Source organism: Pseudoalteromonas sp. SG43-7 (genome assembly GCF_014164295.1).
Classification (GTDB): Bacteria; Pseudomonadota; Gammaproteobacteria; order Enterobacterales; family Alteromonadaceae; genus Pseudoalteromonas; species Pseudoalteromonas rhizosphaerae.
In genome coordinates this window covers 155,228-177,604 of sequence record NZ_JACJEY010000002.1, presented here as the reverse complement: position 1 = coordinate 177,604, position 22,377 = coordinate 155,228, and the positions used below count along the sequence as shown (strand labels likewise).

Genomic DNA, 22,377 nt, shown 5'->3' with positions numbered 1-22,377 from the left:
CCACCACGGCTTTGGGTATTGATCCAGAGAGATGAGGGTTAGAATTCGTAGCTTACGCTTAAGCGTGTTGTACGAGGCATAATGTAACGGCCATTGGGGGCGTCAGCATTACGTGGGTCGCCTTCGGTAATACCTTGCTCGTTGGTTAAGTTATCAATTGCTAATTGCAGTTTGATCCCTTCCATTGGCTCAAGGATAAAACCTAAGTCAACTTTTTCGTAGCCATCAAGTGTCACGGTGTTTTCATTATTACCAAAGCGGTCATCCACTGCTGACAAAGTACCATAGAGTGTGGCGTACATGCCGTCTACTTCAAAGTCATAGCTTGGTGTTACACGTACTTGCCATTTAGGTTGGCGCTGTGCTTCTTTGCCTTTATTTTTTGGACTTTTCGTGATTTCTGTTTGTTGTAATGTAGTATTTAAATTAACAGAAAAGCCAGATTCATGATTAAAGTTGTAATCAAGTTCAACACCATACGCTTCGTTGGTTAAGATTTCAGCGGGCACGTCTGGGCGACTTACAAAGGTATCGCCTTTGACTTCGTTGGTAAATAAAGTGGCAAAAAAGTCAGTGCTTTGAGTGATCAGTTTATAGCCAAGTTCAGCTTGAGTGACTTCTTTAATGAGTTTCTCGCCGTCTTGGTGGTATGCGACGTAGTTATCTCTAAAATCATCGAAGTATGGCATTTTATAACCACGGTTAACGCGAGCAAATACGCCCATGTCATCATTAATTGAATAGTTTAAACCGGTTGTCCATGAGGTTTTACTCTCATCGTAATCAACGGTTTTATTGATAATACCGTCAAGGCCTTCATCAACACTGTACTGTACATCATGGCTTTCATAACGTAGTCCACCGTCAAGAGTGAGATCTTGGCTTAGCTTGTACTGTGCCGTGGTATAAAAAGCATTAGTGCGTGCATCACCTGATGAATTAATGTCGTAGTTAAAGTCACAGCCTTCGGCGCTTTCATTACAAGTAATATCATTGAGCATTTCACCACCCGCTTCAAGAACATGATAGGCCGTATTGCCTAAGCTCCACCAGTCGTTGGCAGAGGTGCTTGCAGTGTAATAGCCGACAGCAACAGAGAGGTCTTCAAATTGCTTTGAAAATGCTAAATCATTAGTAAATGAACTAATTTCTTTGAGTACCACCCAACGACCCACTTGTTGTACGGGTGTATCACTGTCATAAGTTGTGCCTGTCGCGGCGCCTGTTGCAGACTGACCATTATCAGCCACTTCACCTAGTGTTGTTGCGGAGCCTGCGGGCACTAAACCAAGTGTATTAGCATCGCCTTTGGTGATATTAAAGCGGTCTGAAAAACTCCAGCCATTGTCAAATTCAAGTTTAATACTACCGCCAGATACATGGCCATTCCAACCACGGCCATCGCCAATATCAACTTGGTGCGCGTCATTATTTGGCCCGGTATAAATGGTCGCTTGGCGGTTTAGTGTGCCAAGTTGGGTATATTCAGCATCAATGCCATTAACATTGAGTGGTGTTGGTAAGTACCATGCGCCATGATCGTCTGTTTGGCGAGTGTAGAAATTCATTTCACCGTTTTCGAGTTCTTTGGTGATATTAACCGTAAACTGGCTGCCTTTCTCAGAGGTAAAGCCTGCATCACGAATACCTGGTGAGCTTTTTACATAGCCGCCTACCATAAAATATAGGTCGTCGCTGATTTCGCCACTTAAAACAGCATCAACACGTTGCAAATCGTAATCAGAGGTGGTGTATTTAAATAAGCCTTGAGTATCTTCGCTGCCACGCTTTAAACGAAAGTTGGTTGTTAAGCCCGGTTGGCCGTTAGAAACCACTGGGTTTGGACCACCACGTAATGCTTCCATGGTTTCAATGGTTTCGTCGATTCTAAATAATGATGAGTTTTCTAAAAACGATAATGTTGGTGCTGGGTAAATAGGAGAACCTTCTAGGCTTAGGGTTAAAAATGGCGCATCACCACCACCAGGAAAACCACGAACAAATACATTAGCGCCAGATTCACCACCCGAGCTTTCAACCCACACACCGGGAACTGCTTTAAATAAGTCCGCAGTACTTTTTGGTGATAGTTTAATTATTTGCTCAGCATCAATATTTGTCACAGCATAGCTGGCATCAATTTTACGAACGCCCATACCTGCAGGTGTACCAGAAACCACAATGCGTTCAACTTTTTTATCTGTGGTTGTTTGCGCGCTTGTTGCTGGTTGATCTGCAAGCACGGTTTGACTGGATAGCGCTAAAATAATAGCGCAAGCAAGTTTGCTTGGTGTGTGTGTTGTTGTCATGTTGGTATTCCCATTTTTTGTTCGTTATTTAAAAAACTATAAATAACAAAGCACTAACTAATTTAATGAAATGTTAATGCTGTGTTCTTTTAAACCTTAGAACTTTATGCAAACGTTTGCAATTATTTTTTTAACTTTCTGTATTATTTTTATACACGGTTATGTTTATGACTAAATTTAGGCCTTGGCGCAGCCTAATTTTAATAATGATGGTATATTGCAACTTCACGATTTAAGGAAGGCTTCGTACTTAGCAATGAATAACAAACAACTAAAGTTAGCGGATCTAGCCAAGCTTGCTGGAGTATCAACCTCGACTGTTTCTCGTGCGTTAAATGATAACCCATTGATAAAAAAAGAAACTAGAGATAAATTAAAGCAGTTAGCAAAGCAACATAACTTCAGTTTAAATACGGCTGCGAGCCGCCTTCGCTCACAAAAAACCAATGTTGTAGCAGTGATCATAAATTTCGACAGTGGCACTGAGCAATCAATTAACGACCCTTTTTTGCTTAAGGTAGTCGGAGAGATAAACCTCGCGTTGAATAAACAAGGGCTAGAACTTCTACTCTCAAACTCATTTATGGCCGGTGATGACTGGGCTAATTACTTTATCAATAGCCGTCGGGCTGATGGCATTATTGTGGTTGGGCAAGGCAAAGATCCGGCAAACATTGAAGCCGCCGCTAATGCAGGCGTGCCCTTAGTTGTTTGGGGTGACCCAAAAACTCCCAGTAATTATCCCATTGTAGGCAGTGATAACTTTGTTGGGGGTCGTCTTGCGACTGAACACTTATTAGCAGGTGGCGCTAAAAATATTGTATTTTTGGGAGACCCAGGACATGCTGAAATTGGCGAACGTTACCGTGGTTATTTAGCTGCTCTAAATACGGCTAACGCTATAGCAAACGTAGTGTCTATCGATATTACTAGTAGCGCAGCATACCACGGGATCAACCAATTACTAGTCGCGAAAGGTTTATGTTTCGACGGCATTATGGCGTGCAGCGATATGGTGGCACTAGGCGCTATGAAAGCGTTAAAAGAGCGCTATATCAGTATTCCTAACGATGTTGCGTTAGTTGGTTTTGATGATATTGCCATGGCAGATGTGAGTCACCCATCACTTTCGAGCATTAAACAAAACACTCAGCGAGCCTCAGTATTACTGGTTGAAAAATTATTAGCGCAGTTACAAGGTCAGTCAGCTGAATCACAAGTTGTTGAAATAGAATTAATTAATCGTCAATCTAGCAAAGGATAATCTGTAGGGTGAGTTAACTCAATTTTGAAATTTAAAATGCAAACGTTTGCATTTTATTTTGCGCTACACTATGCTAAAAGAAATCAACATCAGGTTAACGTGTATGAACCCAATAAGAATAACCATAGCGTTGGCGTGTAGCTATTTCGTGTTCGCTATTTTACTCAATAGTGTTGGCACCGTAATTTTACAAGCCATCAATAGTTTTGACATAACAAAAACGCAAGCTTCTGTTTTAGAAGGCTATAAAGACCTTACCATAGCAATAGTTTCTTTTATTGTTGCATCATTTATTCCACGACTTGGCTATAAACTGGCCATGCTTGTAGCGTTGGGGTTGGTTGCCTTAATGTGCTTGTTAATGCCCTCAATTGCACAGTTTTATGCGTTCAAAGTATTGTTTGCTGTGATCGGTTGCAGTTTCGCGATTATGAAAGTATCCGTTTACTCGGTTATTGGCCAAGTCACTGATAACGCCAATCAGCACTCAGCATTGCTTAACACCATTGAAGGTATTTTTATGCTTGGGGTGTTATCTGGCTATTGGGTGTTCTCATGGTTTATTGATAGTAGTAATGCGCAAAATACAGCATGGTTGAACGTGTATTATTTGCTGGCTTTGTTAGCGGGTATGGCTTTTATTACAGTGCTTATAGCGCCAATAAAAGCACCTCAAAAAGCAACATTACGTACCAGTCAATTAGCTGCTTTTATTGACATGCTAACACTCACTTATAAACCTCTAGTGGTTATATTTATTATCAGTGCATTTTTATATGTGTTGATTGAGCAAGGGGTAGGGACTTGGTTACCTACTTTTAATAATCAAGTACTTAAGCTGCCAGTTGATATTAGTATTCAATTGGCCAGTGTGTTTGCCGCAGCACTGGCGCTAGGTAGACTAGTGGCGGGGCAGATATTACGCGTTATTGGCTGGTATAGTTTGTTGTTAAGTTGCTTGGTTGCTATGGCCGTGCTGGTGCTACTAGTTTTACCGCTGACTCATGAAATTGATGGCAGCCAAGTAACGAGTGTATTTGATGTGCCTTTTGCAGCATACATGCTGCCGCTCATTGGCTTTTTTATGGCTCCTCTTTACCCATTACTTAACTCTGTGATGCTCAGTGCGTTAGCCGCTCACCAGCAGGCAGCTATGACCGGACTTATCGTGGTTTTTTCAGCATTAGGCGGCACCACTGGTTCAGTAATTACCGGCTTCATCTTTGATAAATTTAGTGGCCAACATGCCTTTTATCTTACCTTGATCCCAATTAGCTTGTTGTTGATCAGTGTAACTTTATTTAAAAAAATGACAGTAAACTTAGGCGCAGTGCCAGAAAAAGGAACGATATGAACTTTGTAAATAGCCAATTATTTTTAGATGTGCAACTGGCGGCTATATTTAGTGACAGTAAAACTTTTGCTGATGCGATTGCTAATGATAGTTGGCAGTTAGCATGCGACCTTTACTTACGCGTTAAACCACTTACTACACCACAGTTAACAGAATTTGTAGCACAGCATTTTACGTTTGAATCAACACAGCTCCCAACTCAGCAAAGCAGCAGCGATAGTGTGCAAAGCTATATTGCTAATTTATGGCCGTATTTGCATCGCAATGCAGACACAGCTAAAGCCAGCTCTTTATTACCACTTAAACACAGCTACATAGTACCGGGTGGGCGCTTTCAAGAAATATATTATTGGGATAGTTATTTTACTGCGTTAGGTTTGCAAGATATTGGCGATATAGACAGTATCGAAGCCATGCTTGCTAATTTTATTGATCTGCAAAATCGTAATGGTTGTATTCCCAATGGCAACCGCAGTTACTATAGTTCTCGCTCGCAGCCTCCTATTCTAGCGCTGATGGTTGATTTAATTTGGCAAGCAAAATACTGTAAAAATAGTGACTTTGCATGGTTAACTGATTGCGTTGTTGCCCTTGAGCAAGAATATACATTTTGGATGCAGGGGGCAGAGCTACTGAGTGAGCAAATATCAAGCCATAAGCGTGTAGTAAAAATGGCAAATGGTGCATTACTTAACCGTTATTGGGATGATCAAGCAACACCACGGCCAGAATCACTGCGTGAAGATTTGCATGATGCCTCATTACTTCCTGAACAGCAAAGAGCTAATTACTATAGAAATATTAGAGCTGCGTGCGAGTCTGGTTGGGATTTTAGTAGTCGCTGGCTGGGTAATAATAAGCTTACCAGTATTCAAACCACAGATATCATTCCTGTGGACCTTAATAGTTTACTTTATTACCTTGAAAAACAGCTGGGTCATTATTTTGCGGTATTAAACAATACAAATAAGCAACAGTATTTTGAGCAACAAGCAGCTCAAAGACGTGCGGCAATTAATCAGTATTTATTCAGTACTGATATGGGGTTTTTTGTTGATTTTAATTATCAAAGCCAGCAACAATCTACAGTGCTGTCGCTTGCCGCCACCGTCCCATTATTTGTCAATTGTGCCAGCGAAGAGCAGGCGGTGTTGGTTAAAAATAAGCTTATGAGTGACTTTTTAAAACCAGGCGGATTAGTAACAACCCTCAATGAGACTTCCCAGCAATGGGATAGCCCTAATGGTTGGGCACCACTGCAGTGGTTTGCTGTACACGGATTTCACCAGTATGGCTTTGTTGCAGATGCAAACATCATAATGAGCAATTGGTTACAGATGATAGAAAACAGTTTTAAAACCGACCACTGTCTACTCGAAAAATACAATGTTTATGAGCCTGAAAATAGAGCTGGAGGTGGCGAGTACAAAGTGCAGCAAGGCTTTGGTTGGACCAATGGAGTTACTTCTCGATTTTATCATTTAATAAAGTAACAAGTTAGTAACAAAGGGTTGATTTAAATAGATTTTATAATTAAAAGGGTTGACTTTTAAACTGCTTGGTAGTCAAGTATCTAGACGTCTAGAATTTTTATTCTCTTTATAAATCAATAGATTTGAGTGAAATAGGTTGAACATTGGAGTTGTTTTAGGTATTGTGAACGAAATGTTTCAAGGACGAGATGCAATGATTCAACCAACCTCCGTATTTATCAAAACCGTATTTAAAATGCCAGTTCGTTCACAGTGTTATCCATACTTAATTAAAACGCTAGATGCATTTTTTAGTAAAGTAAAAATGGACGACAGTCTCCCCCATAATGACAACCGTAATGAGTTTGATCTTTTCTTAATTGATAGCAGCGGCTGCAATTGGCAAAATTTAATACCAGCAGACTTATTAGCCTTAGCCAAAGTGAAACCTGTAATTGTGTTTAATGCGCATTCTGACGCTATTTGTGAAAAAAACTTATTACTTAATAACTTTAAGGGAGTTTTTTATAACAATGATCTTCCTGAAGACGTATTTACCGGATTAATGCGGATCATTAATGATGAACTCTGGTTCAGTCGCAAGATTATTTCTTCTACATTTAATGAAGTGCTCGCCATGGTAAGTCGTTTTGAGCCACATTCTAACTACGATGCTGATAGTGAACATGAAGCACTAGCAAATCTAACCAAACGTGAAAAGTCAGTGATCCATTTACTCGCACAAGGGGCGAATAATCATAGTATCGCAGAGCGGTTAAATATCAGTGATCACACCGTAAAAACACACCTTTATAGCGCATTTAAAAAAACCAATTCACGAAATCGTATTGAGTTATCTAATTGGGCACAGCGCTATATGGCGGTACGGTTGCCGTTGCATGACTAACAGATCAACCATTATATACGCCCAATTATAATCAGTAGGCTGGACCATTAGTAACTGCATATTTTGTGATATTGTTTCAGGTAAAGCACCTTATCATCCTGTTTGGGAAGATGATGAGCCTTGGCACTTTTGACTCTGCGCTAGAGGGAGTGGGGCGAACAGGTATGTTTTTGAAATTTATCATCTCACGATTGTGAAAGAGCCGACGACAGTGAGTTTGCAGCTTTAGCCAAACAGATCTCAGAGCACGTATAACCTTTGTTTTATATAGCACTCAATCGGTAATTACCATTGAGATTATTTTCCCAACTTAGTTATTGGGCTGAGCTTTTAGGCTATTTAATAGTACTAAGCTTAGGCCAATAATTGGCAAGTTTGTAGTCACGGGGTTAAATGCTTCAACTAAAAGTTGTGGTTGTAGCGCAGCAACAAAGAATAGTAACCCAACTAATGCAATGATATTTAAAACAATGATTATTTTAGATTGATAATATATAAATAGCAGTATAGCGAAGGCGACCTCGCCCACCCCCGCCGATTTAGTGACTAAATAAGACATCGATTCTGAAAAGCCAAGGCTTGCAGTTATTAGTTTTTCAAGCGGGGCAATATGCACAAGTTTTGGAAATATGCCGTGGTATAACCAGCTAAAACTAATGATATATCGGGCAATTTGGACTGATGACATACAGCTTCCTTTTCAAGCAAGATTAATTTTAGAGATTAGCATGTGGCCTTAGTAAATGAATTAACTATTTACCAAAGCAATCATGTTAAGTGTTTAATTAACTACGCTTTGTTGCCCATATGCCTTTATCTATGCCTTTGATGACTAGATCACTGAGGGCTTTTTCAATTGCTTGGGTTACGCAAATGCTCATCGGTTCGTTATCACTAAAACCCGCTTCGGCTTCGGCTAAACGTTTATAACTAACATAACGGAAAAACCCTGCGCGCATTTCTTGGCTGAGCACTTTTTTGCTGGTGGCTACGGACAATAATACTTGCCCAGTACGCACGTCTACGGCACGTAAGTAAATCGAGATTGCATCTTCGCGGTAGAGTTCTGACGCGCCGATGCCAAAATATTCCATGCCAAAACCACCGGTTTTTACATTGGTGTCGTAGCTAATTATACCGCCTTCTAAAATGATTTTAGCGGTGGTCAGTGGTGGTAATTCAACAGCATTTGGCTGTTCGGCTTGGGCGGCACGAATAATTTTTCTTTCAGTCAGAATATTTTGCAAACCTTCACGTTCAACCGGAATAAACCAATCAGATTCGTGCAGCGCTTGTATTAAGATGGAATTAGCCCCTTGAGTGACGGCGGTTGAAAATGAACTAACATTGCCTTGCGGTTTATATTGCCCCGTTTGATCACGAAAAGAATATACCGATACGGCGATACTGCCAGCAGGTGTTGGTAACTGTTGAAGTGCTTTAAAGGTTTCAGTGGGGGTTAAACTTGCGGCCAACTGTTGCGAAGGTGGGATCAAATTGCCCATGCTACTGCATGCGGATAATGCCAGGGTAAGTACTGCAATAAATAGCGCTTTCATTTAGCTAAACCTCGGTACTTCAATGACCACGACACTGTTGTCAGTGGTGTTGGTTATTCGCACTGTAATTGAATCTACGGTACTGGTGATCACTTGAATTTCGTAATCACCACTTAAAAAAATTGAATCTTGGTTAAAAATACTTTCATCTATATCTTCACCAAAGGCAATATCAGTGATCTCTCTTACCATGCGGTTTAAGTAGGTACGTTCTAGAGAATCTTGAAATTTCTCAGCGTAGCTTTGTTCAATTATTGGTGCTTTATGTTTATTTTGCGCTTGCGCTTTATTTAATAGCATACTGGCATTGAGTGGACTACCTCCGAAACTTGGATTAATGGGGGTATACACAAGCTCTGTTGCAGATACAGATAAGGGGAGTAATATCATTATAATTGTTGTTATATATTTTCTTGAGTAGGGGGCCATTTTACCATCCATTTTTTGCCATATCGGGCGAAGCTTTATGTAAATTAGAGCGCGCCATCGCATCCATAACACTGTATAAAGCGTGTTCTACACGCTCATCAATAGGCTCCAAGCGACGCCCTAAATAGGTTACATATACAATTTGATTATTCATTACTAAGGTCAGTTTTGTGCCAGCCCGAGGAAGTACGGTCTCTTTTATTTCTATATTAAAACCAGCGGTTGAGGGTAGGTCGCGCCAAAGGTTTGAAAATTCAAAATAAAACTGGTGACCAAAGCGACTAATGCTGCGATCGAGCACTAGGCCATCTATTTCTAATTCGTCAGCGCCTTGAGATAAGTGGCTAAAGGTAGTTAAAAAAAGCAGGCTTAGCGCGGTAATAAGCGTTCTAACTAATGTCATGTTTAATATGGGGGGACGTGCCCCCCAATATCCTTATTCTTGGCTCACAGTTGCTGTGTTGTAATCGCCCACTTGGGTGATCACGACTGAAGTGTTAGAAGCGGTAATAGCACCTTCAACTAAGTTGCCATTGCCTACTTGTGTGACTGTGAAGTTGATGTTGTCACCACCAACGATAAATGCACCCGTATCGATACCTGCTACCATATTCATATCGCCTTGCTGCGAAATATCAATAGAATGGTTGCTGCCTTCCATAACTAAATCAATCGCATTCAGATCGCCACTTTGGCTAAAATCAACGCTATTGTTATTACTATTTAGCACACTTGCAAAGGTTAATGTTGCTTCATTTGTGCTGCCTAATTGACTGATATTAATGTTATTATCGTTTGAAGTAAGCGATGTGTCAGGGTACGAAGATTGAATTAAAGCGGTATTCATGTCACCGGCTTGAGCTAAATCAACGTCGTTGCCTTGACCATTAAAATTAGCGATGTGAGCGCTGTTTTCGTTACCAATTTGAACGCTTGAGAATTCATTGTCAGCGCCAATTGTGCCCAAGTAGGTCTCGTTCATTGAGCCATTTTGCATAACAGTGAGTTCATTGTTATCACCTAATACATCAGCCCCAACTTGATTATTATCTTGTTGTTGATCAACCGAAACTTGATTGTCATTACCGGCAAATAACTCAGATGTGAAGGTATTGGTATTACCTTCTTGGTCGATTGATAGGGTGTTTTCGTTTCCTTCAACACTTGCAAAAGTCGCAGTATTTGAATCACCCGCTTGTTCGATTTCTAAGCTGTTTTCATCGCCGCGAACAGAAGTAACCGTAACGCCGTTGAAATTACCTTCTTGTGCTATTACTACTTCATTCGTATTACCAACGAGTTCAGTAAGTGTAAAAGCGTTAAACAAGCCGTTTTGAGTAACTTCAATGGTGTTTTCGTCACCACTAATAGTTGCCAGCGTTGCTTCATTTAAAAGGCCTGCTTGAGATGCGCTAATTTTGTTGCTATTACCTTGCAAATCCAAATTATAAAACCAATGGCCGCCATCTTGCTGAGTAACTGCAATGTCGTTAGCATCACCTTGAACTACGTTAATCGCTTCGTTATTAATACCAAAAAAGCCCGTGCCAAACTGCGCAACATTGACTGAGTTATCATCGCCTGTTATGTCTGATAGAGCGCCATTAACTTCACCATCTTGGCTGTGACTTAGGGTGTTGTTATCGCCTATTACGTACGTTAAAGACAAGTTTTGAATTTGTTTTTGATCAACATTAATGCTGTTGTTATCGCCTAAACTTGTTACGTTTGCTTCAAGGCCATCACCTTGTTGCGTGACCATTACATCGTTACCCATACCTTGCAATGATGTTTGTTCAATAGTGAGGACATTGCCTACCGCAGTAGTTGACACTTGACTTGCTAATACAGAGGTTGATTGGTTTTTATCGTCGATATTTGCGTGTGCAACAAAGCTTGAACTTAATGCAACTGCGATTGCACATGTCAATAAAGATTTATTTAACTTCATGATTTTTCCTTAACTTATAATTATTAGAGCAGTCATTAATGGGTTGTGGATACCTTAATGTTCTGCATAGTTTGTTCGGCATGCCTTGCCGATTTAAGTTTTGTGATATCAAGAGCAAAAAGCTCACTCATACAAAAGTGAGTGAAGAATTATATTGATATGCAGTGTTGTGTTTTATGCAATTAATGCTTTTTTACTTACGCACTGCTACCAATTGACGGTTAACTTTATTGTGTAAACGTAATATTCGAAATCATCTCTTTTTATGATTTTTAATCTACTTTCTTTTCAATTGCTTACTTGTTTTCCACCGTAATCAGCTTGGAATGTTGAATAATCTGGTAATAAAAGATGAGGCGAGTAAGGCATCTACTGAGCGCTAATTACTCATAAAAACGATTGTGTTGTTAATAAATTGACCGTTAAAAACAGTGTTAAAGACTGGTTTTTTAGTAATTTATTGAATTTTTCTTGTCTGGTTTAGGTTTTCTCTGTCATTTATGGTGCTTGCCAGTGATATTTCAAAAGTAGTGAAGTTAGCGAAACTTAGTAACAAAGCTAAGTTAATATTTCTAACTATGGATACAAAATATGAAAACTAAATTATCTATTTTAAGCTTGGCTATTTTGCCATGTTTAGCTGCAGCACAAGTAACAACCATTGCTGCAGAGCCTTCAGCACGAGCTTCTCAAGACTCATTGCTTGTTATGTATAAAAAAGGCACTTCTGTGGCAATGCGAAGTCAAGCCCGCAGTTTAGTAAAAGCTAAAGTAAGTGATTTAAATAAAGATGGTGTTGATGATAACTATTCGTCGATTTTATCTGGTCGTCTAGCTAAGTTTGAAGTAATTGGCATGAGCACCAAGCAAGCAATTAAATTACTGCAAACACATGCAGCGGTTGAATATGTTGAGCCAGATTATCGCGTGAGCATTGCTACGGCTCCTAATGACCCTGATTTTTCAAAGTTGTGGGGATTACACAATGAAGGCCAATCTGGTGGAACGGCCGATGCGGATATAGATGCACTCGAAGCATGGTCAATTACAACAGGTGGTAAAGATGTCGTTGTGGGCGTTATCGATACTGGTGTAGATCACAGTCATAGTGATTTAACGGCAAATATGTGGATAAATCCGAATGAAATCGCAGGCGATGGCATCGATAATGATGGTAATGGCTACATTGATGACGTGCATGGTATTAATGCCATTACAAATGTTGGCGACCCAATGGATGACCAAGGTCACGGTACGCATGTCTCAGGGACAATCGGCGCTGCAGGTAATAACAATAATGGTGTTGTGGGTGTTAATCATGAAGCGGCGATTGTTGGTTGTAAGTTCTTAGATGCATCAGGCAGTGGCTCTACATCCGACGCTATTAAGTGTATTGACTATATGGTGAGTCTGAAAAATGCGGGTGTAAATGTTCGCGTACTAAATAATAGTTGGGGCGGTGGTGGCTTTAGCCAAGCGCTTGCTGATGCGATAACCGCCAGCGAACAAGCTGACATTTTATTTGTTGCCGCTGCAGGTAATGACGCCGTTGATAATGATCAAAATCCACATTATCCATCCAATTATGAGCATGAAAGCGTGTTGTCAGTGGCCAGCACTGATCGTAACGATAATATGTCAGACTTTTCACAGTGGGGGTTAACCAGTGTTGATTTAGGTGCTCCAGGGAGTGCTATTTTATCAACTGTACCGGGCAATGGTTATGCAACTTACTCTGGTACATCAATGGCCACACCGCATGTTGCGGGTGTCGCTGCTTTGGTACTATCACTCAATCCTGACTTATCAACAAGTGAGCTTAAACAGCTGCTTATGGATAGTGGCGATGATAATGCACAACTGGCAGGGAAGACCGTATCGGGCAAACGCTTAAACGCTAATCAAGCTCTTGAGCAGGCAGACCCTACACCAAGCTTTAAACTATCTGTTACACCAACAGCTCAGCAGATCACTGCCGGTGAAACGGCAACATATACATTTGAAATTGGCTCAATTGCCCAGTGGCAAGGGGTTGTAGATCTTGAATTAATTGGCGATTTAGCTGGTGCTAGTTTATCAGCAAACACTGCAACGCCTGGTGATGTGGTGATACTTAGTGTGCCAACTCAAGAGTCAACACAATGGGGGCGCTATGACTTTAGCGTAAATGCATCTTCTGGCGAGTTGGCTAAGCAGAAGTCAGTAAGCTTATTAGTTGATCCTGTTGGCTTAAATGATTTTACCTATACGAATGATACCGCAGTAGCAATCCCCGATAACAATGTTGACGGTGTTGATTCTGTGATCACCGTAAATGATCCACTGACTGTTTTTGCAACTCAAGCGAGTATTGATATTTCACATACTTACATTGGTGATTTAATCGTTACGTTAACTTCGCCTAGCGGAACAAGCTCTACATTACATAGTCAATCAGGCGGTAGCGCAGATGATATAGTTCAAAGCTACTCTTTAGCTGATTTTAATGGTGAAGTGGCAACGGGTGATTGGGTATTACATATTGAAGATACCTATGCAGCAGATACAGGTACGCTGAATAATTGGTCACTTACATTTAGTGCCATTGGTGAAGTCAGCCCGCAGCCACCAGAGGCCGGTTTTGAGTTTGATGCACAAGGTCTTTCTGTGAGCTTTACAGACAGCAGCCGTGATGCAAATGATGATATCACGCAGTGGAGCTGGGACTTTGGTGATGGTGCAACGTCAACCGATGCAAGCCCCGCTCATACCTATGCACAAGCAGGTAATTATGACGTTAGTCTTACGGTTACTGATAGCGAAGGCAATACTGATACAACAACGCAAACCGTGGTTGTGAGTGATGTTGAGATAGAGTTGAGTTTGGTACGTGCCAATAAAACACGCCTTAATACTATGCGTGTTGATCTTAGCTGGGAACAAGTGGGTGCTCAGTCACTTAATGTATATCGTAATGGTGAGTTTGTAGGAACAACGACTGATAACGGCCGTCACCGTGACTTCTTACGTAATGCAACTTTGCCAGCCTATGATTACCAAGTTTGTGTTACAGCAGATGTATGTTCAAATATCGTAACAGTGACATTTGAATAAGTGCACTTAACATTTAAATAATTCCCCGTGAAGTCCCAAGCCTTGCTGTTCCCCTGCAAGGCTTTTTTATTGCCTACTATATTGTTCCTGATAGTTAAACTCGGCACTTCAAACATCTAATAATATTATCAGATAGTCGTATTGTGGATTTTAACAGGCTCTGCTAACGTTCAACGATTACCCATAGTTTGAAATTCGGGGCGACTGACAACGCGCTCTATAATACAAAAAGAGAAACGTGCTTATGATCATCTTTTTTATCTGCCTGACTATTTTAATATTAGGTTACAAGTTCTACAGTCCCTTTGTAGAAAAACAAGCTGGTATGGACGCCACCATTGATACACCACAAAAACGCTTTAGCGAAGGTGTTGACTATGTTGCAATTCATCCTGTTCGTGCGTTTTTAATTCAGTTTTTAAATATTGCAGGGGTAGGCCCAATATTTGGCCCTATTCTAGGTGCTCTATATGGACCAATTGCTTTGGTCTGGATCGTACTCGGTAATGTATTAGGTGGAGCTGTACACGACTTTTACTCAGGTGTTATGAGTATCAAAGAGGATGGCAAAAGCTTACCAGAAATTGCAGGTAAATATTATAACGTTGTATTTAAAGGCTTTATGTTAATATTTACGGCGATGTTACTGTTTTTTGTCGGCGTGGTATTCATAATGAGCCCCGCTGGATTATTAAGTAACTTAGACGTATTTAAAGATACTATATTTGCCAATAATACCTTTTGGGTTTTGGCAATTTTGGCCTATTATTTTTTAGCTACTTTACTGCCAATTGATAAAATCATTACTAAATTTTACCCTGTTTTTGGTTTATTAATGATTGTGATGACAGTTGCAATTGCTGTATCACTGTTAATTAATGCGCCGCATTTACCAGTAGCAGGTGATTTTTTAGCGTATTTTGAAGCTGATCATGCCCACGACTTTTTAACTCCAAATCCAGATGGATTACCTACTTGGCCATTATTGTTTATTACCATAACCTGTGGTGCGATTAGTGGTTTTCACTCTACGCAAGCACCAATTATTGCACGTTGCTTAACTAACGAAAAATACGTTCGTCCAGTTTATTATGGCGCAATGATGTGTGAAGGTATTGTTGGTTGTGTATGGGCACTGGCTGGTATTGCTGCGTTCCCAGAAGGCTATGCAGGTTTAAAAGCAATGCTTGATTTAGGCGGCCCAGGTTTAGTGGTTAATCATATAGCAAACAGTTATTTAGGTGTGTTTGGTGGAATTATGGCGATTATTGCAGTAGCAGTATTCCCAATTACCTCAGGTGATACGGCGTTTCGTTCACTGCGCTTAACCGTGGTTGATGCGTTTAATATTCCGCAAAGTTTGCGTAATCGTTTATTGCTTGCGGTGCCAATTTTAGCAATCGCATACTTTATGACAAAACTCGATTTCTCTGTTATTTGGCGCTACTTCGCATTTTCAAACATGCTGCTTTCTACGAGTGTGTTATGGCTTGCGACTAAGTACTTATTTGACCGTGGAACATTCCATTGGATTGCGAGTATTCCTGCAGTAATAGCTACAGCCGTTACGTTATCGTACATCATGACCGCTGCAATTGGCCTTAACTTATCAAGTGATATGGGCAAACCAATTGGTGTTGTGGTTGCTGTGGTAGGATTTATTGCACTAGCTATAGTACATTCAAAACATAAAGTGCGTGTAAATTAATACACTGCAGTGTATTAATGACGTAACAAGCGAGCTGTAAAGCTCGCTTTTTTTTATAGTTCTAAAGTGACGTAATGCCTGTTAGAAAATGGCTTGTTCAAAGTAACTAATATCGTCAAGGGTGTTACTGATCATCATCGCGCCCTCTAATAAACTCACTGTTTTAATCGCGGCACGTTCAGGATTAAGCTCTCCATTTATTTTATGTGCTTGAGTTAACCAGGCTAAGTTTTTAATGAAAAAGCGTTTTACTTCATCGCGCACTTTATCAGGAAGACTGTCACTTTGTGCGCCAAGTAAGCCACATAAACACATCTTTTTATCTATAACTAACGCGTTTGTAAATAATTGCGTGTAAATATCAATAGGGTTTTTACCGTTTGCTTTGTGTGCCTCCGGTTCGCCAAGCACAGCGATAAAGGCATCCGTATATTGATGCGCGAGTTCAGCACCTAAATCAGCTTTGGTTGGAAAATGATAATGCACACTCGCACTTTTAATACCAATTTCATTCGCCAACTCTCTAAAGCTAAAATTGCTATAGCCACCAAGTCTAACCTTATTTTCTGCTGCTTTTAACAGGGCTGCTTTTTTTGTCATTTTAAAACTTCCTTCATATCGCTGCAAAAAATTATCAACCAGTAGGTAGTTATTTTCAAGCTCTTTTATTTTTAGTTTGCAAAGATCGAGATCTTAATATAAGTTACCTATCAGTAGGTAGGTTGGCTTGATCTTACCAATATTAGTTCAAACTGTGGTTAAAAATATAAAGAGATAATTATGAAAATTTATGACGTAGAAAACTTTCCTAATCCATTACGTGTACGTATTGCTCTTGCTGAAAAAAATGCGACTGACAAAGTTGAATTTGTTGCTGTTGATTTATTAAATGGTGAGCATCGTACTGAAGCCTTTTTAGCTAAAAACCCCTTAGCAGGCGTGCCTGTTTTAGAGCTAGATGACGGGACATATATAGCGGAATGCACCGCGATTACTGAATATATTGATACCACTTTTGCTGGCCCTTCATTAACGGGTATTGAGGCAAAAGAACGCGCGGTGATTAATATGATGCAAAAGCGTGCGGAGTCAATGGTCCTTGATGCGGTAGCCAGTTACTTTCATCATGCAACGGATGGTTTAGGCCCAGCACTTGAAACCTATCAAAATGTTGCTTGGGGAGCAAAGCAAGGTGAAAAAGCGCACCAAGGTTTTGTTTATTTTAATACAGTGTTAGCCAATTCTGCTTATGTTGCCGGTGAGCAATTTACTGTTGCAGATATTACTTTGTACGCCGGTCTGGTGTTTGCAGGCTTTGCACAAATTGTTATTCCAAGTGAGCTATCACATTTAATTGCATGGCAACAAAAGGTCTCTCAACGTCCAAGCATTGCCGCTTAGTTATCAATTTATAATGTGGAGCTACTTATGAAAATTGCAGCAGACTTTAGCGAACGTGTTGTTGTGCATAGCGAATCGTTAGAATGGATAGCCTCACCGATGGCGGGTGTTGATAGGGCGTCCACTTGATAGAGTGGGCGATGAGGTTGCACGCGCAACCAGCATTGTAGGTTATGCGCCAAATAGCCATTTTTCTGCCCATACACATACCGGCGGTGAAGAATTTATTGTGCTTGAAGGTGTTTTTCAAGATGAACATGGTGATTTCCCCAAGGGTTCTTATATTCGTAATCCGCCCGAATCAAAGCATACTCCAGGCTCCGAAAGCGGCTGCGTTATATTTGTAAAATTATGGCAGTTTCAGCCAGAGGACAGAGAGCATGTACGTTTACAAACTAATACCATGCAAGGTGTTCCTCACGCTGAGTTTAGTGATGTAAATGTAGCTCCTCTTTATAAAGACGCCTTTGAAGAGGTGAGTTTAATGCATTTTAAAGCGAACGCCGAGATAGCGATAAATGCACCCGGTGGGGCTGAGCTTTTAGTACTTGAAGGTTCACTTGAAGAGCAGGGCGATACACTTGTAAAAAACAGTTGGTTAAGAGTTCCCATAAACAGCATGGTTAATGCTAAAGCAGGCAGTGAAGGCGCAAAAGTTTGGCTTAAAACAGGTCATTTAACGGATGCAGATAAGCAAATTCATCGCTTGGAAAACCCTTAAAGCTTATATAAAAAGTGAGCAAATGCTCACTTTTTACTTTTCCAGCTGTATTTTGATTTGCTTCATAATTTATTAATCTAACTTAACGTATTCTCAAACCTTAACGTATAAATGAGACTAAGTTATGACACATTTAAACCATGGTTTATCTATTGATATTGAAGGCGCAGGCCGTGAGTTTTTCTTAACCTTAAAAGCGGTTGGCAAGCTTACTCACGAAGATTATAAAACCATCCCCCCGATGATTGATTCAGCCTTATCGCAAGTAAAACAGCCAATAATAAATGTACTCATTGATAGTATCGAGTTTCAGGGCGGTGGCTTTAGAGCCGCATGGGATGATTTAAAGTTAGGTATAAAACACAATAAAGAGCTGAAAAAAGTTGCTATTTATGGCAATAAAAAATGGCAGTCCAATATTGCTAAAATAGGAAACCGCGTTGTATCAGGTGAAATGGCCTATTTTGAAAATGCGACAGCTGCAATTGAGTGGCTAGAAGAGTAGGGTATTTATAAAATACTGTAAATACCAAGCGCTGTTATTGTTTCATGCCAGTCAATACTAATTAACTGGCATTAACATGGGCTTTAATCTTTTAAACTACATCAACTAACATTGGTAATGCGGGAAATGCTCCCTTGGCTAAACAGGCTTTTGAACCACAGCGAAGGCCGAAATTTAAAGCGCGTTTTACTATTTGCTGATTGTTGAGTTTATCCGTGAGCAATATATTTTCATCATTATGATTTAAATAATACAAAACCCCGGCAATAAACGCATCGCCCGCACTGGTGGTATCAACCGCCGTAATAATTGGTGCAGCTTCAGTAAATGCAAATGCGTTATGGTAAACGGTTGCAGGCGCGGGACCATCGGTTAAAAACACTAAGCTAACATCCGTATCTAGAATCGATTGCAAGTAATCATCAGGTGTTTGCTGTGTTTGCTCAGCTAAAAAATTTAGCTCATCCCGCGATAGCTTAACTATATCGCAATAGGCGTAACACGCGTGTACATTTTGCTCAATGTCATTGCTATTTTGCCACAAGCTATAGCGTAAATTCACATCAAAGCTGACTAGCTTATGGTTCTTTTTAGCCAGCTTTAAAGCATTGATCGTGGTGCGCGCAATGGCTAAATTAGTTAACGTGTTGGAACAAAAGTGTAGGGTACTCAATTCATCCCATTTGATATGGTTTAAATGCTCACTCGTTAACAGTAAATCGGCGGTATTGTGGCGATAAAAATTAAAGCTGCGTTCACCGGTTTCATCCAAACTGACAATAACCACGGCCGTTTGAGAGTCTTTAATTGTAAATAAGTACTCTGTACTTACCTTATATTGCGCAAGCGATTTACTTAATTGTTTAGCAAAATAGTCATCGCCCATACCGCCACAAAAAGCCGCTTTGCCGCCCAGTTTGGCATAACCTACCGCTACATTGGCAGGAGCGCCGCCAGCAATGGGCAAATAAGCACTGTTTTGAGAATCTTGCGGCAGCATATCAATAAGCAGCTCGCCAAGGCTAAGTAATTTGGTCATATTGTAAATCCTAAAAAACCTAGCAAGGGCTAGGTCAAAAGTAGTGGGAGAGTCTTTCAAGGTAAATAGATGTTAGGAGATCAAGCGCTGAAAATACATTATTCAGCGCTTAAAAATACTAAAGCTCGGTTAATTAAATAGGTATTTAAGTGTTAGTGACGTTGTACGGCCGTTAATAGTGCGGGCACGAATAATATTATTATCTGGGATAGAACCTTCTTCGGCTTCAGTAATACCGACTGTATCAAATAGGTTATTTACATTAAGCGCGATGCTAAGGTTTTCAGATAAATCGTAGCTTACAAAGCCATTTACTTGGGTGTAACCATCAAATTTAAGGTCGTTGTTGTCTTGAGCGTATGCATCGGTAGTACCAATAAAGCTTACACCAGCTGCACCTTTCTCGTAGCTATAACGCGCCATTAGTGAGTAAATTAAATCTGCTTGGCGTCGAGGCGTATTACCTTCTACTTCCGGTGTTAGTGCATCTTTAACGATTTCAGCATCGGTCCAGGTTAAGTTACCGCGAAAATCCCACGCATCGATGAAGTAAGTTGATTCAATCTCAATCCCTTTGGCTTCGTATTCACGGTCGAAAAAGGTTTGTGATGTAGCTTCAAAATTTTGCTCTTCAGTTTCTGCATAAAAAGCAGTTGCAAATACAGAGAAGGAATCAAAACGTTTTTTAACCCCAAACTCATATTGATTAACTTCATCTACAGCATCTTCTTTCGCAACAGAGCCATCTGCACGTACTTTACCAAATAAAAGTCGGTCAGCATTCGCTCGTCCGCCTTTACTGATACGAGCAAATGTTGCCAGACTTGGGTCAATTTGATAGTTAGCACCAATTGAATAAGATGTGTAGTTCCAGTCGTAGTTAACTGGGCTGGCATTAGTAATATCAATGCCTGCAACATTTTGTTCAGGAACGGATATTTCACCATCACGATTCATATCAACTGTAGAGGTTACTGCACCTGCGTAATTACCGCGAGCTTCGCCACTATCGTAACGGGCACTTGCATCAATACTTACATCGCCAAGTTTTGTAGAAAATGCAACGTACGGGGCGCGAGTGTCGTATTCTGTGTCGTAATCACGCTGACAACAGTTACCCCAAAAAGGTGTTCCGTATGCGTATAAACCATTTTCAGAAAACTCAGTACCATCGGCAGCTGTGACATTTAATAAGGCCGCGTTATCGCCCTTAAGCTCCATTAGATAAGAGTTCCATAACCACGACATGGCAATGTTTTGCGTTGATGCGTAGTAACCAAACGTAATGCTGGTGTCGTCATCGAGCGATTTAGTCAATTTAAAGTCGTTCACAATAGAGTCAAAGTCGTTCATTGTGACGTCAAACGTATGAATACGCATTGCTAAATTGTCTTTAAATGCAGCCCCAGTATTTGCATTGCTGAGTGTTGCACCTGCGCCGCCAATACTTTCTGCAATCGACGTTGCACTGCCTACTTCAGCAGGAATAAGTGAATTAAAGTTACCGCTTACAGATGATTTACGAAAACGGTTTTCGATACGCCAATCATTATCTAAGTCAAATACTGCTTCAAAGCCAATTGAGTCAACGTTAGGGTTCATACCGTCGCGAATATCGCCACTGCTAATTTGGTTTTCGCCGTTTAGACGCACTGTTTTTGTAAATAATGCCGAGTGTGGTGTATCCGATTGTGCGTCAAACCCAGGGATAGAATCGCCATTTGCATACATTGGCATCGGTAAGTAACCTACGCTTTTATCATCTAAATGCTTGTAATAAATTCGAACATAGCCGTTTTCAAAATCTTTGGTTAGGTTGGCTTTAATTTGCCCGCCTTTATTTGATGTGTAACCTGTTTCGCGTGGACCTTCACCTTGGCGAACAAAGCCACCGACATGAAAACGTACACTATCGCTTAGGTAAGTACCGTATTCAAAGTCTGTACGAACGCTATCGTAATCGAGGCCCAGAGTAGTTGATACGCTGCCTGATTCGTTTTCACCATTTTTAGAAATAAAGTTAATAATGCCACCAGGTGCATTACTTGCAGCCGTCGATGCTGAGCCGCCACGAATTGATTCGATTGTTTGTACGGTATTATCTAAGCGCATAAAAATATCAGCGTTACCAAAAGCGATATCACCGTATTGCAGTACAGGTAAACCGTCTTCTTGTAATTGTAAAAATTTCGCACCGCCAGATGCCACAGGTAAACCACGCACAGCAATGTTTGCGTTACCTTCACCACCGGTCGATTCTGCGCGAATACCCGGAATGATTCTAAACGCCTCAGCGGTTGAGCGAGGTGTAGACACTTCAACCTGTTCAAGCGACAAGCTACTGACTGATACGCTTGATGCCATAATCGTTGTACGACGTGGTACACCAGTTACAACGATTGTTTCAAGACCTTTGTTAGCTTGTACTTGAGAATTTTGATCTTGTTGTTGCGCATGTACGCCTTGGCTTACGGCAAGTGCTAATGCACTGATTAAATATAAAGGTGTGTTGTGTGTTGTCATGGTTACGCCTCGTTGTGTTGAACCCAATTGGATTTGTATTTTTACTTAATCGATTAAGTAAAAATAACAAATATTTTACAAGAAGCAAATTATTTTGTGCTTAATTTGCTCTTTTTTTATTCATTCATTGATTTATAAAGTA

Annotated in this window: 17 protein-coding genes and 1 pseudogene; 9 read left to right on the top strand and 9 right to left on the bottom strand. The window is 40.5% G+C overall.

Annotated elements, in window-relative coordinates; translation table 11 throughout:
- Nucleotides 1-38: 38 nt before the first annotated feature.
- The gene (locus H5200_RS01580) at nucleotides 39-2,309 is read right to left on the bottom strand and encodes a TonB-dependent receptor (RefSeq protein ID WP_182760786.1); all 2,271 of its coding nucleotides are present in this window, start codon (nucleotides 2,307-2,309) and stop codon (nucleotides 39-41) included.
- 256 nt (nucleotides 2,310-2,565) lie between these two features.
- Between H5200_RS01580 and H5200_RS01575 the strand changes: the two genes are divergently transcribed.
- The 4 genes from H5200_RS01575 to H5200_RS01560 all read left to right on the top strand — a co-directional run bounded on the left by H5200_RS01575 (nucleotide 2,566) and on the right by H5200_RS01560 (nucleotide 7,306).
- The gene (locus H5200_RS01575; protein WP_182730809.1) at nucleotides 2,566-3,573 is read left to right on the top strand and encodes a LacI family DNA-binding transcriptional regulator; all 1,008 of its coding nucleotides are present in this window, start codon (nucleotides 2,566-2,568) and stop codon (nucleotides 3,571-3,573) included.
- 103 nt (nucleotides 3,574-3,676) lie between these two features.
- On the top strand, nucleotides 3,677-4,927 hold the full coding sequence (locus H5200_RS01570) for a sugar MFS transporter (protein ID WP_182717637.1): 1,251 nt from the start codon (nucleotides 3,677-3,679) through the stop codon (nucleotides 4,925-4,927).
- Nucleotides 4,924-6,420, top strand: a complete 1,497-nt coding sequence (locus H5200_RS01565; protein WP_182717636.1) for a trehalase family glycosidase — start codon at nucleotides 4,924-4,926, stop codon at nucleotides 6,418-6,420. The genes H5200_RS01570 and H5200_RS01565 overlap by 4 nt, the downstream gene beginning before the upstream one ends.
- A gap of 193 nt (nucleotides 6,421-6,613) precedes the next feature.
- Nucleotides 6,614-7,306 (top strand): response regulator transcription factor, encoded by a 693-nt coding sequence (locus H5200_RS01560; protein ID WP_182717650.1) that lies wholly within the window; start codon nucleotides 6,614-6,616, stop codon nucleotides 7,304-7,306.
- 310 nt (nucleotides 7,307-7,616) lie between these two features.
- On the opposite strand, the gene H5200_RS01555 is transcribed toward H5200_RS01560, so the two are convergent.
- The 5 genes from H5200_RS01555 to H5200_RS01535 all read right to left on the bottom strand — a co-directional run bounded on the left by H5200_RS01555 (nucleotide 7,617) and on the right by H5200_RS01535 (nucleotide 11,245).
- Nucleotides 7,617-7,994 (bottom strand): DoxX-like family protein, encoded by a 378-nt coding sequence (locus tag H5200_RS01555; RefSeq protein WP_182717635.1) that lies wholly within the window; start codon nucleotides 7,992-7,994, stop codon nucleotides 7,617-7,619.
- Between the two features lie 97 nt (nucleotides 7,995-8,091).
- Nucleotides 8,092-8,865, bottom strand: coding sequence for a CsgG/HfaB family protein (locus H5200_RS01550; protein WP_145234530.1), 774 nt, complete (start codon nucleotides 8,863-8,865; stop codon nucleotides 8,092-8,094).
- On the bottom strand, nucleotides 8,866-9,306 hold the full coding sequence (locus H5200_RS01545; RefSeq protein WP_149981821.1) for a curli assembly protein CsgF: 441 nt from the start codon (nucleotides 9,304-9,306) through the stop codon (nucleotides 8,866-8,868).
- A complete protein-coding gene (locus H5200_RS01540; protein WP_145234525.1) occupies nucleotides 9,296-9,697 on the bottom strand; it encodes a curli production assembly/transport protein CsgE in 402 nt (133 codons plus the stop codon). Before H5200_RS01540 ends, H5200_RS01545 begins: the two co-directional genes overlap by 11 nt.
- 33 nt (nucleotides 9,698-9,730) lie before the next feature.
- Nucleotides 9,731-11,245 carry a curlin gene (locus H5200_RS01535; RefSeq protein WP_182760785.1) on the bottom strand — a complete coding sequence of 505 codons (1,515 nt, stop codon included), beginning with the start codon at nucleotides 11,243-11,245 and terminating at the stop codon, nucleotides 9,731-9,733.
- 591 nt (nucleotides 11,246-11,836) lie between these two features.
- On the opposite strand from H5200_RS01535, the gene H5200_RS01530 reads away from it, so the two are divergent.
- Both H5200_RS01530 and H5200_RS01525 read left to right on the top strand, forming a co-directional pair.
- Entirely contained in the window at nucleotides 11,837-14,338 is a 2,502-nt protein-coding gene (locus H5200_RS01530) for a S8 family serine peptidase (protein WP_182760784.1), read from the top strand.
- Between the two features lie 244 nt (nucleotides 14,339-14,582).
- Entirely contained in the window at nucleotides 14,583-16,046 is a 1,464-nt protein-coding gene (locus H5200_RS01525) for a carbon starvation protein A (RefSeq protein ID WP_149981813.1), read from the top strand.
- Between the two features lie 81 nt (nucleotides 16,047-16,127).
- Here H5200_RS01525 and H5200_RS01520 read toward each other — a convergent pair whose 3' ends face one another.
- Nucleotides 16,128-16,646 (bottom strand): TetR/AcrR family transcriptional regulator, encoded by a 519-nt coding sequence (locus H5200_RS01520; protein WP_182717632.1) that lies wholly within the window; start codon nucleotides 16,644-16,646, stop codon nucleotides 16,128-16,130.
- Nucleotides 16,647-16,826: 180 nt separating this feature from the next.
- Here H5200_RS01520 and H5200_RS01515 point away from each other — a divergent pair, with 180 nt between their 5' ends.
- The 3 genes and pseudogenes from H5200_RS01515 (at nucleotide 16,827) to H5200_RS01505 (ending at nucleotide 18,673) form a co-directional block, all read left to right on the top strand.
- A complete protein-coding gene (locus H5200_RS01515; RefSeq protein ID WP_182760783.1) occupies nucleotides 16,827-17,447 on the top strand; it encodes a glutathione S-transferase family protein in 621 nt (206 codons plus the stop codon).
- A 27-nt stretch (nucleotides 17,448-17,474) separates the two neighbouring features.
- Nucleotides 17,475-18,168 (top strand): annotated as a pseudogene (locus H5200_RS01510) (cupin domain-containing protein).
- Nucleotides 18,169-18,292: 124 nt separating this feature from the next.
- Complete coding sequence (locus tag H5200_RS01505) at nucleotides 18,293-18,673, top strand: STAS/SEC14 domain-containing protein (RefSeq protein ID WP_182739483.1); 381 nt, start codon at nucleotides 18,293-18,295, stop codon at nucleotides 18,671-18,673.
- Between the two features lie 91 nt (nucleotides 18,674-18,764).
- Here the strand turns inward: H5200_RS01505 and H5200_RS01500 are convergent, their stop codons facing one another.
- Together H5200_RS01500 and H5200_RS01495 are read right to left on the bottom strand one after the other, a co-directional pair.
- Complete coding sequence (locus H5200_RS01500) at nucleotides 18,765-19,712, bottom strand: carbohydrate kinase (protein WP_182717628.1); 948 nt, start codon at nucleotides 19,710-19,712, stop codon at nucleotides 18,765-18,767.
- Between the two features lie 129 nt (nucleotides 19,713-19,841).
- Nucleotides 19,842-22,235, bottom strand: coding sequence for a TonB-dependent receptor domain-containing protein (locus H5200_RS01495; RefSeq protein WP_145234506.1), 2,394 nt, complete (start codon nucleotides 22,233-22,235; stop codon nucleotides 19,842-19,844).
- Nucleotides 22,236-22,377 lie beyond the last annotated feature (142 nt).